Source organism: Neotamlana nanhaiensis, from assembly GCF_000943555.1.
Lineage (GTDB): Bacteria > Bacteroidota > Bacteroidia > Flavobacteriales > Flavobacteriaceae > Neotamlana > Neotamlana nanhaiensis.
The window spans coordinates 248,634-260,479 of record NZ_JTDV01000002.1 but is presented as its reverse complement, the minus strand read 5'-3'; the positions used below and the strand labels follow the sequence as shown (position 1 = coordinate 260,479).

Sequence of the window (11,846 nt, the reverse complement as noted above, 5' to 3'; positions counted from 1 at the left end):
ATAACTATAACGTTATAGTTTAATTTGTGGTTAAGATTGATGCTTTCTTAACAAAACACATCATTTTAAATCTTATATTTACCAAGTTTAATAATAAGTTATGGCTGTTCACAAACTTATTTTAGATGACGATTTTGCCGAGGCAGAATATACTCTAATAGCTATACATTGTAATTTAGAAGATTACCGTTTGGCCTATCTTTTAAATAAAAATTTAGGGATATCACTTACGCGGAAAAAATCAGATTTAAAATTTAATAAAGGCGTCATTACTTACCCAATTTATCATTGGGATGATGAAAAACAACAAGTGTCATGGCATTTGGTTTCAAATATTTGTAAAACCGAAGCGGTTCAAGAAGTTGATGTAAATTCATTATTTAGTAACAACCAAAAAGTAATAAAAACCAGTTTTTTATTACCCGAACATAAAAGCGTAAACTATTTTTTAAAAATAGATTTTGAGTTTAGTAATAACAAGCAAAAATTATTGCTAAATAATATTTTAAACATTGCGCAAATAGCAACAGCTTATAGTTTAAGCGCTAACCAAGTAAAAACCAAAGAACATTTAATATTTAGCTAATGTCAATCAATAAAAAAACAAAAATAGTAGCCACATTAGGGCCAGCAACAAGTACCAAAGATGTATTAAAAGGTATGCTAGAAGCTGGTGTAAATGTATTTAGAATAAATTTTTCGCACGCCAATTACAGCGATGTAACCGAGCGCATTAAAATGATTCGTGAGCTTAACGAAGAGTATGGTTACACTGCCGCTATTTTAGCCGATTTACAAGGGCCAAAACTGCGTGTAGGTGTGATGAAGGAAGAAGTGGTAGTAAATCCAGGCGACGAAATAGTTTTTGCTACAGGCGAGCGTTTTGAGGGCACAAAGGAACGTGTTTATATGACTTATAAAAGTTTCCCGCAAGATGCTAAACCAGGAGAACGTATTCTTTTAGATGACGGAAAATTAATTTTTGAAGTGGTATCGACCGACCAAAAAAGCGAAGTAAAAGCAAAGGTTATTCAAGGTGGACCATTAAAATCTAAAAAAGGAGTTAACTTACCTAATACAAACATTTCGCAACCTGCTTTAACAAAAAAGGATATAGATGATGCCATTTTTGCTATCAGTCAAAATGTAGATTGGATTGCTTTGTCGTTTGTTCGCCATGCAGAAGATTTAAAACAATTAAGTGATTTAATTGAAAAACATAGCGATTACAAAATTCCTATTGTTGCTAAAATTGAAAAACCAGAAGCGGTTGAAAACATCGATAAAATTGTAGCCCATTGCGATGGTTTAATGGTAGCGCGTGGTGATTTAGGTGTTGAAGTTCCTGCAGAAGAAGTGCCATTAATTCAAAAAGAATTAGTACTTCGTGCTAAAAAAGCAAGAATTCCAGTAATTATTGCAACGCAAATGATGGAAACCATGATTACTAGTTTAACACCAACTAGAGCAGAAGTAAACGACGTTGCAAACTCGGTTATGGATGGTGCCGATGCGGTAATGCTTTCTGGTGAAACTTCGGTAGGAAAGTATCCTGTGCAGGTTATTCAAAAAATGGCGAGTATTTTAAAGAATGTTGAAGATTCTGAATTAATAAAAGTACCGCAATTACCACCGCATATTCGTACCAATCGTTTTATTACAAAATCTATTTGTTACCATGCGGCTATAATGGCCAACGAAATTGACGCTACGGCTATTTCTACATTAACTAATAGTGGTTATACCGCGTTTCAAATTTCGGCTTGGAGACCATCGTGCCATATTTTAGTATTTACATCAAACAAGCGTATTTTAACACGTTTAAGTTTACTTTGGGGAGTTAAAGCTTTTTATTACGATAGCTTTGTAAGCACCGATGAAACGGTTGGAGATATTAATCGCATTGCAAAGGAGCAAGGTTATGTTCAAAAAGGTGATATGGTTATTAGTTTAGCCTCTATGCCAATTCAAGAAAAAGGTATGGTAAACACACTACGTGTTAGAGAAATTACTAAGGATTAATTAAATTTAATTCTAAATATTTAAAGCATAAAAAAAGGCTGTCTTTACAATTAAGACAGCCTTTTTGTTGATATAGCAATTGTGGTTATGCTTTATATTTTACCAAGCTCCAATAAAGTGACTTCCATCAACATTTACTAATTCTGCTCCTTTTGTTACATCACCAGTTTCAGTATCTACAACGTAAATATTACCGTTTTTACCAACAGGAGCGGCGGTTAAATAAATGTCGCTTCCGTTAACTGCGTAGCTTTGGTATTGGAACATTTCCATATCTACTTCATAAGGAATACCTTCTAACTTAGTAGCCGTTTTAGCTTCTAAATCTATTAAGGCAAAATATGATTCTGGTCTTCCAGAAATACCATCTTGAGAACCATCGTGACGGTAAGCTAAAACTGCCTTACCGTTTGCAGCTGGTCTCCAAGCTAAAACATAAGCTCCTGTAACACCTAATGCAGTATCTAAACTAAAATCATATGAGTTATCGTAAGCATTACTCGAATCAATTTTTAAGATGTGAGAACCGTTAGAATCACCTTGATTAGCTTGATAAACACTTCCGTTGTATAAGAATGAGTTAATACTACGGTAACCGTTAGTGTTTCCATAACCAATACTTGAACTAATTACGGTAGGGTTTAATAAAGAAGGGTAATCTAAAACAATAGTTTTTGCTCCTAAAATTTCGTAATCATTATCTCTTTCGGCAGTAGCAGGATCTACTTTGCTTAAACGCGCACCAATGTATAATTTATCGCCAGCTGCATTTAGTGTAGGCATATCAATTCTAGAAATATAATATCCTTGAGCTTCTTCTTCGGCTGTTAAAGTTACGCTAGATTCTTCAAAGTTTTTAATTAATGAGTTTTCTAAATCTAAGGTTACAATACCCATTGTAGCTTCGGTGCGTGTATAAACATCATCTGTGTCATCATCTGGAGTACCGTTATCATTAAATTGGTGTTCGGTAGATACGTAAACGGCAGCACCTGTTTTATCACCATCGAATAATTTAATCCAACGTGGAGCAGAACCTACGTAAGGAGCAATACTTACTTCCGATCCTGTTGCAGTAAAGTTTTGCCCACCATTAACCGTATATTTTGAATAGTTTCCACCAGTATCACCAGCATAACTAATATTAAAAATAGTGTTTCCATCTTCTGATGCTTGTAAACGCGCCGTACGGTTTGATGGTACAATAAAACCATTATCAAATGGTGCTATAGACTTGGTTTCGTCTTTTGCATCATCACTACTTAAGGCATAAATTAAAGTACCTCCGTTTCCATCACCAGGGTTATCACCCATTTTGGCAGCAGCAACAGTTATCCAACGGCTTTCTTCTTGTTTTTCTTCTTCGGTAGGATTTGTATTGTCTTCGCTACAGCTAACAGTAAGTACTAAAGCACTTAATGCTAATGATATGGTTTTTAGGTTGAAAAATTGATTTTTCATGTTATAGTTGTTTTTAGAATTTATTAATGAAATAATTAAGTTTTAAATAGAAGGCTCTACCTGGTTTTGGTACTCTTAAATTGTCGTAAAGCGGTTTATCAAAAAGATTTTTAGCATCGAAACTTAGCACAAATTTGTTGTTAGGGAAATTGTACGAAAGCCCAAAATCTTGAGCAACTTGTCTTGGCACTTCAAAAAATTCGGCACCAGTAGTATTGTTCCCTTGTGGCGGTAAATACGAAAAGGTTTCGGTAAAATATGCCGAGTAAAATAGGTTTAGATTGCTGTTTTTTAAGAAAACATTTTTTAAATTATAATTTAAACCGGCATTCATGGTAAAAAACGGTGTATTAGGCACATCTATTTCTACACCACGATTAATTACTTTTAAGTTTAATTTTGTGATATTATAGTTAAATCTTAAACGTTTATTATAACTATAATTTAAGGTTGCTTCAATGCCTTTTGATGTGCCGTCGCCTTGATTTTCGTAAAGAATAAGTTCTTCGTCTGGAACGCGCTCAATAGGTAATCCAATGCGTTGTTTTATATTTCGAGTAAATAAATTTGTAGAAATTGTAAACTCATGCTTGTTTATATGAAATGCCCCAAAACGAAAGCCTAAATTGTAATTATTACTACTTTCTGGGTTAATAAATGGGTTAGGTATTACGTTATCGCCATCGTTACCAAAAACTTCGGTTTCGTTAGGTAAACGAATGGCTTTTTCGGCCGAAGCTAAAAGTGTAACCTCAGGAATTATGGCATACGAACCTGCAAAACCATAACCTGTATATTTTTTGTTACTACTTACAATCTCATCTACTATAATGTCCTTGCCTTGATCGTCCTGTTGAATTTCGGGATCTTTACTAATTCTTTTTTGCTGATAGAATTTAACAAAAGTACTGGTTTTAAGTTTCTTATCGAAGGCTGTAAGTTCGTAAGTAAGCGAGTAAATGTTTTTGTGTAAATCGCGGGTTCCCGTAAATGCATTTTCGGTTGAAGATGCGTATTCGTTACGATCTTTTCTATCAAGATTACTATAAAAATGATTAAATAAAAATTTATGATTATTGTTAATTTCATAAGAAATGCCAGTTCTAATAGAAGCAACGTTACGAGTAATATGATTTTCAACTGGTCCATATTCTGTTTTTTCTTGTTGCGACCCCCAAGAGTATTGGTATTCGTCTCCCCTAAAATCTATGGCTCTTTCTCCATTCCAGCTATAAGCCCAAGCTAAAGTATCGCTAGTTACTTGGTTGCGTTTACCATAAGATCCAATTATATTAACATCTAAACCTTCGGTAAATAAGTCTTTCTTTTGATAGGTAAGATTGCCTAAAAGAACATCTGACTCTCTAAAACGATCCTTATAAGGCATAATGGTAACAAAAGCACCATGTTGTATTTCTTTGTAATCATCAGATCCTGTAACACCAACAAAAAATTGATCTGCCCATCTAACGTTTGTAAAGCCAATTTCGGCCGTACCACCAGTAGAGCGGTAGGCATCGTTAAAACGTCTTGCGGTAATTGGGGTTTGTACACCACCTAATCCAGTAACTTTTACTTGTCCGCCAGAAATTTTATAGTCGTTATCTGAATAGTTGTGAAACCCTGAGGCTTTTACAGTGAATCCTGATTTTTCGGCACGGTATAATCCATTTATACTAGTTTGCAAAGTGTTAAACGATCCGTAAGAAACCGAGGCGTTAAAGTTTGAAGTTGTAGTATCATGTAGCACAATGTTTATAGCACCGCCTAATGCATCATCAGCTAAATGGCCTGGTACGACGCCTTTATAAACCTCAATACGTTCAATCATAGATGGCGGAATACTATTTAAACTAAACGAAGAACCGTAAATTGAAATAGGGATACCATTTATAAAAATTCGCACCGAACTGCCTGTTAAACCATTTAAACTATACTCTACTCGAGATCCTAATCCACCATTTTGTCTCAGTTTTACACCAACCGATGTGTTTAATAGCTCATTAGTTTGTATGTTTCTAACACTTGCTTCTTTAGTTTCTATTACATTTACCGCAAAGCCTTCATCTTCTATTTGGCGCTTTTCGGTTTTGGTTTCTACAACGACCTCTTGTAAATCTTGATAGCTTGTTAATTCTAAAACAATATTAACCGATTTACTTTTTGAGTTTATACTAATTTGTTTAGTGTTGCTTTTAGCATTAAGGGAACTTGTAATTAACGTGTAGTTACCATAAGGTATATTTTTAAATATAAACTCACCGTTAACTCCTGCTGAAGCCTCTTTTTTTAATGATGCCCCTTCAATAACTATTGAAGCACCCAATGCGGGTTTGTTATTATCAAATAAAATATAACCAGATAGTGTTCCTGATTGGGAAAAACCAAATGCTGTGGCACACAATGAAGCTAAAAGGACTAATTTCTTTAACAAAATATTTACAATTTTGCAGCAAAAATAAGCTTATTTAGACTTAATACAAATAAAAATAATGATTTTGGGAAAAAAAATATCGGTTTTAGAAATACATCAAATTCCAGATGATTTTATTGTGAAATTTTGATTAGGGCGTTTTATTTGATAGAAAAAATGTAAGTGCTATGTGGCATAATAAATTAAAATTCAAATTTTAACTGCATGCTAACCGTTTTTTGTTCTGGCTTTGCTTTGGTGTCGGTATTAAGGTTAGAAATTGAAATACCCAAAAGCCTAACTGAATTTTGTAGTTTTTCTTGATACAATAAGTCTTTTGCAGCATCAAGAATTATAGCTTTATCATTTACAAAATAGGGTAGCGTTTTACTGCGCGTTTGTAACGTAAAATCGCTGTACTTAATCTTTAGTGTTACCGTTTTCCCAGCAACATTACTTTTGTGTAAACGACGTGATACTTCGCTTGCAATATGCTCTAATTTTTCAAGCATAAATACTTCGCTCGATAAGTTTTCGCTAAACGTGCGTTCGGCCGCCAAACTTTTGCGAATGCGATTTGGTTTAACTTCGCTATTATGAATGCCACGAACCACATGATAATAATAGGCCCCAGATTTACCAAAATGTGTTTCTAAAAACTCAATAGACTTTTGCTTTAAATCTAAACCAGTAAAAATGCCTTTTTGGTACATTTTTTCGGCAGTAACCTTACCGATGCCGTAAAACTTCTTAATATCTAAACTTTCAAGAAAATCAATGACTTCTTCTGGATTAACCGTTTTTTGTCCGTTAGGTTTATTATAGTCACTAGCGACTTTAGCGATAAATTTATTGATTGATATGCCAGCGGAAGCAGTTAATCCAACCTCTTTTAAAATACGCGCTCGAATGGCTTCAGCAATTAAAGAAGCACTTGGGTTGCCTTTTTTGTTTTTTGTAACGTCTAGGTAAGCTTCATCCAAAGAAAGAGGTTCAACTAAATCGGTGTAATCGTAAAAAATGCTTCTAATTTTTTTTGAAATTTCGGTATACCTATCAAAACGTGGACGCACAAAAATTAAATCCGGACACAATTTAGCCGCCAAATTACCAGACATGGCACTTTTTACACCAAATTTACGTGCCTCGTAACTTGCCGCACTAATAACACCACGTTTGCCGCCGCCACCAACTGCAATGGCTTTTCCTTTTAAATCTGGATTATCCATTTGCTCTACGGAAGCGTAAAACGCATCCATATCAACATGAATAATTTTTCGGATTGGGAAATTGGCACTCATACAACAAAATTATGCTAATTTTGAATAAGAAAACATAATCGGGATGGTTTTAGGATTCACATTTTGTTAAATAGAAAACTCATAAATTATGATAGAAATAGAGCGTAAGTTTTTAGTGAAATCTGAAGCGTTTAAATCTGAAGCATTCAAACAAACACGACTTATTCAAGGATATTTAAATTCGCATAAAGAGCGTGCTGTTCGCGTACGTATAAAAGGCGATTTGGGGTTTTTAACCGTAAAAGGTGCTTCAACGGCAAATGGATTGTCTCGGTTTGAATGGGAAAAAGAAATTAGTAAACCCGAAGCTGAAGCCTTATTAAATCTTTGTGAACCAGGAATTATAGATAAGATTCGCTATGAAGTAAAAGTTAAAAACCATACATTTGAAGTAGATGAGTTTTTTGGCGAAAACGAAGGTTTAATCGTTGCTGAAGTGGAATTAAATGCCGAAAATGAGACTTTCGAAAAACCTTTATGGTTAGGAGAAGAAGTGACAGGAGATGCCAAATATTACAATTCTCAACTAAGTAATAATCCTTACAAAACATGGTAGTCATGAAAAAAATAGTATGCTTATTTATAGTTTTAATAGCTTTTATAGCTTGTAAAGACGAACCGAAAACACCTGTGCAAGATTTAGAAAACGATGTTAAGGACATTGTTGAAGATTCTATAGTAGAACCTATTAGTGAAATAGAAGAGCTGCCTGTAAAGTTGTCGGTGGCCGATTTAAAAAAGGAGTTGGAAACCAAGGGTTTTAAAACCTTTGATTATGTTGATGAGACCACAAAAGATACCGTTTTAATGCAGCAATATTTCATGGCCTTTTTAAAACGCGGACCTATTCGCGGACAAAATGAAGAAGAAGCTGCCGATTTACAAAAAGAACATTTAGCACATTTACAAAAAATGTACGATTTAGGTTATGCCGATATTTCTGGTCCTTTTGGAGACGATGGCGATATACGAGGTATTACCATTTATAATGTGCCAACCTTAAAAATGGCCGATAGTTTAGCAAAATCAGATCCTATGGTTAAAGCAGGGCGTTTGGAAATTGAAATTCATCCGTGGTGGGCTGCTAAAGGGTTTCCATTGCGATAACATTATTCGGTAATCGTAAAACCTCGTTTGGCCTCATTACCAAATTCATCTACAACGGTAATTATATGTTTTCCCGTTTCCGGAATAATGGCAAGCTCATGAATATCTTTTGTGCTGCCAATATAATTGTCGTCTACATACCAAAACACCTTGGTTTCAGGTTTTGAGTGGGCTAATTTAAGAACCAAATCGTTGGTGTTGCCATCAAAATCTTTGGGTAAAAAAATGCTGTTATTTTCCTTCGGATAAATAAACGCCATAGAAATGTTGTTTTCACCTAAGCAATCGCTTCTAAATTTGGGCAACGGTTTGTAAAACGGATTTTTAGTTTTGTAATAATAGGCCATTAAAGGCGGTAAAACAAACCAGGATTTATGTGTAATGTTACTTGTGCTTTCGCAGGATGAATTTACTTGAAACGTCTGGGTGTTATCCAAATGCACCAACACATGATACGGACAAGGTTTGGTTTTCAATCCGCTAATTTGAATGAATGTGTTTTCGGTATCATCGCAATTCGGTGACGCTCTATGGCCGCTTTTTTTACAAATGGTAACTTCTTGCATTTCATCATAAGGTTTAGCAAACCATGTGCTGTTGGGTAGCACATCAAAAACATCAAACAAAATAGGAGCTGCTGCTTGCACGCCTACCAGTCCAGGTCTGCCTTCGCCATCGGCATTTCCAACCCAAACGCCAACTACATAATCTGTAGTGCTGCCAACAGCCCAAGCATCGCGAAAACCAAAACTTGTACCCGTTTTCCAAGCAATTTGTTTCGATCCATCAAAAAACTCCCAGTTTTCATCGCCTTCGGGTCGGTTTACTTCTTTTAAACTTTCGTAGGTGAGGTAAATAGAACCGGCATCAAACAGTGTTTTTTCGCTCGTTTTTTTTCCAAAATTAATCGTTTCCGAAGCTAAAAAGGTTGGTTCACAAAACTCATTGGTAAAATATTCGCTCGATGTTTCGGAAAAATGATTTAAGGTTGAAGACAGCGCAGCATAACTTTTGCACAAATCCCAAAGGTTGCTTTCGGCACCACCAAGAATGAGCGATAATCCGTAATGATTGGCATTATATTTTAAATCTTTAAGCTGAAGCGTTTTTAAGTAATGATGAAATCGGTCTAACCCAAATTCTTGAAGCATTCTAACCGAAGGTACATTTAGCGAACGCGCCAACGCCCTACTTGCAGGCACCGCGCCATCGTAGGTTTTGTTGTAATTTTCTGGGTTGTAACTGCCAAATTGCGTGGGTACATCGGCTACCAAAGTGTTGGGTAAAATATCGCCAGCATCTAACATGGCGGCGTATAAAAAGGGTTTTAAAATGCTACCAGTACTTCTGGGTTTATCAATAATATCCACATCTTTTTGGTGTGCTTTATTGGTTGGCGTATTGCCCACATAAGCTAAAACTTGTCTTGTTTGTACATCTAAAATTAAAACAGCGGCGTTGTAAATTTCATTCTGACTTAATTGATTATAATGTCGTTTTACAATACGATTGACTTGTTGTTGTAATGATGTACTAATAGATGTTTTGATATGTTTTCCTGAATAATTTTGAGCAACTTTTTGCAATAAATGCGGTGCAATTTGAGGTAACGGATAGGGTTTTTGCGGTAAACCCTCGGCGACAGATAAGTTATAAGTTAATGAATCGATAATTTTATTTTGAAGCAGTTTGGCTAAAAGTCGGTTACGTTTGTTTAACAAATGGTCTTGATTTTTGCCAGGATAAATTAAACTGGGTGCATTGGGAAGCACAGCAAGAGTTGCACTTTCTGCCCATGAAAGCTCATTAGAATTTCTATTAAAATAGCGCCACGAGGCTGCATCTAAACCTATAACGTTGCCTCCAAAAGGTGCGTTACTGCTGTAATACGAGAGGATTTTTTCTTTCGATGCGCGAAACTCCAACCGTGTTGCCAGAATAATTTCAATCGCTTTTTCAAAATAGGTTCGGTTTTTTCCTTTTCTGGATAAACGAATCACTTGTTGTGTAATGGTGCTTCCCCCACGTTTTATACCATCGGATTTTAGATTTTCGCGTAAAGCTTTAAGAATAGAAACCGGATTAAAACCAGGATGCTTGTAGAAATATTCGTCTTCAAACTGAAGGATACACGTTTTAAATTTTTCTGGAATACTATCGTTATGAGGAAATCGCCATTGCCCATCTTTTGCAATTTGTGCGCCTAATAATTCATCATTTCTACTGGTAACTACCGTTGCGGTTGGGTCTGTAAAGAGTTGTTTTGGTAAACAGAAAAAATAAGCAATGAGCAACACAAAAACGACTGTGCATTTTATTTTGTTGTTTTTTATGTAATTGAATATTCTGTTCATTTAATTTTTACCACTTCCTAATTCACCCTTCCGACTTTAAACCCTTACTTGGATTTAAACCCTGTTTCTTTGTTCGTTAGTTCATACTATTATCTGTTTAACTCTCCTCCTTTGTAAGGAGGAGTGGTTTCAATTTCAATAAAGAAATTGAAAGCGAGGTGGTTCTTACGCTTTAAAATGACTACTTATTTCCTCCAAAACTTCAGTTAGGTTTTCAAAAACTAATTTATTTTCAAATCGAATTACTTTAAATCTTAGCCCTTCTAAAACTTGTGTACGTTCGTAATCATAGTTTTGTTGGGCAAAACTCATATGATACGCGCCACCCAGTTCAATGATTAATTTTTCCGAAGCACAGTAAAAATCCACAATATAATTGGTGATGCTGTGTTGTCTTCTAAATTTTCTGCCTTTAAGTTGTTTTCGTTGAAGTGCTTTCCATAAAGTTGCTTCAGCGGGTGTAAGGCTTTTTCGAAGTTCTTTTCTGCGTTCTTCTAAATATTTACGGTTGTGGATATTGTTTTTCATAGTGTGTATTTCGAAACCCTAAAACCCTTCCGTCACTTCGTGACACCTTCCCTATAAGGGAAGGAGTTGGGCTTATTTGTTAGCTTGGTTTTAAATCCTTAATTTTTGTTTTTTTCTGCTCAACTCTCCTCCTTGTAAGGAGGAGTGGCTTTAGTTTCAGTATAGAAACTAAAGTCGAGGTGGTTCACAGAGATTCCTGATTTTGCAGGAATTCATACTCACGCTCTACTTTACAAATTTTCACATTATACCAACTGTACCAATTTTGTCTTCCTTTTTGCTGCGCTATTAAATGTTCGGTTTTTAATTTCCAGTTTTTTATAGCTTCAAGACTTTCCCAATAGCTCACTGTAATTCCTAAGCCTGCACTGAGCGCAGTTGAAGTGTTGTTTCTTGCGCTATCCATTCCTAAAAAGCCATCTTGTTTTTTGGCAAGCGCTTCCATTTTTTCTGCCATTTCAGAGTAACCTTCAATATTATCTTTTTGAGTTGAGGTGAAAATTACGGCATAGTATGGTGTATTCATTTGTGTTTTTAATTTTGTTATACCCTTCTGTCTTTGATTTCTCTTTTGAAATCAAATCCACCTTCCCTAAAAGGGAAGGAGTTGGTTGCGTTTATTATCGAAATTTACAATTATCATTAATATGCGTTACACCA

At 35.3% G+C, this 11,846-nt stretch carries 10 protein-coding genes; 4 read left to right on the top strand and 6 right to left on the bottom strand.

All coding sequences use genetic code 11. The annotated features are described in order from the left end of the window. Positions 1-100 precede the first annotated feature (100 nt). Entirely contained in the window at positions 101-586 is a 486-nt protein-coding gene (locus PK35_RS04285; protein ID WP_044625453.1) for an IPExxxVDY family protein, read from the top strand. Further along, the gene (pyk, locus tag PK35_RS04280; RefSeq protein ID WP_044625452.1) at positions 586-2,022 is read left to right on the top strand and encodes a pyruvate kinase; all 1,437 of its coding nucleotides are present in this window, start codon (positions 586-588) and stop codon (positions 2,020-2,022) included. The genes PK35_RS04285 and pyk overlap by 1 nt, the downstream gene beginning before the upstream one ends. Before the next feature lie 99 nt (positions 2,023-2,121). Here pyk and PK35_RS04275 read toward each other — a convergent pair whose 3' ends face one another. The 3 genes from PK35_RS04275 to dinB form a co-directional block, all read right to left on the bottom strand. Then, a complete protein-coding gene (locus PK35_RS04275; protein WP_044625451.1) occupies positions 2,122-3,483 on the bottom strand; it encodes a hypothetical protein in 1,362 nt (453 codons plus the stop codon). A 13-nt stretch (positions 3,484-3,496) separates the two neighbouring features. Beyond that, positions 3,497-5,917: a TonB-dependent receptor gene (locus PK35_RS04270; protein WP_082048521.1), complete on the bottom strand. Its 2,421-nt coding sequence runs from the start codon at positions 5,915-5,917 to the stop codon at positions 3,497-3,499. A 182-nt stretch (positions 5,918-6,099) separates the two neighbouring features. Next, on the bottom strand, positions 6,100-7,197 hold the full coding sequence (dinB, locus tag PK35_RS04265; protein WP_044625449.1) for a DNA polymerase IV: 1,098 nt from the start codon (positions 7,195-7,197) through the stop codon (positions 6,100-6,102). 88 nt (positions 7,198-7,285) lie between these two features. On the opposite strand from dinB, the gene PK35_RS04260 reads away from it, so the two are divergent. Then, positions 7,286-7,753, top strand: a complete 468-nt coding sequence (locus PK35_RS04260; protein WP_044625448.1) for a CYTH domain-containing protein — start codon at positions 7,286-7,288, stop codon at positions 7,751-7,753. Positions 7,754-7,755: 2 nt separating this feature from the next. Next, positions 7,756-8,304 (top strand): YciI family protein, encoded by a 549-nt coding sequence (locus PK35_RS04255; RefSeq protein ID WP_044625447.1) that lies wholly within the window; start codon positions 7,756-7,758, stop codon positions 8,302-8,304. Positions 8,305-8,306: 2 nt separating this feature from the next. Here the strand turns inward: PK35_RS04255 and pbpC are convergent, their stop codons facing one another. From pbpC to PK35_RS04240, 3 genes are all read right to left on the bottom strand, one after another. Next, positions 8,307-10,658: a penicillin-binding protein 1C gene (gene pbpC, locus PK35_RS04250; protein WP_044625446.1), complete on the bottom strand. Its 2,352-nt coding sequence runs from the start codon at positions 10,656-10,658 to the stop codon at positions 8,307-8,309. Positions 10,659-10,823: 165 nt separating this feature from the next. Next, on the bottom strand, positions 10,824-11,186 hold the full coding sequence (locus PK35_RS04245; RefSeq protein ID WP_044625445.1) for an endonuclease domain-containing protein: 363 nt from the start codon (positions 11,184-11,186) through the stop codon (positions 10,824-10,826). 184 nt (positions 11,187-11,370) lie between these two features. Beyond that, positions 11,371-11,712 (bottom strand): antibiotic biosynthesis monooxygenase family protein, encoded by a 342-nt coding sequence (locus PK35_RS04240; RefSeq protein ID WP_044625444.1) that lies wholly within the window; start codon positions 11,710-11,712, stop codon positions 11,371-11,373. Between the last annotated feature and the right edge of the window lie 134 nt (positions 11,713-11,846).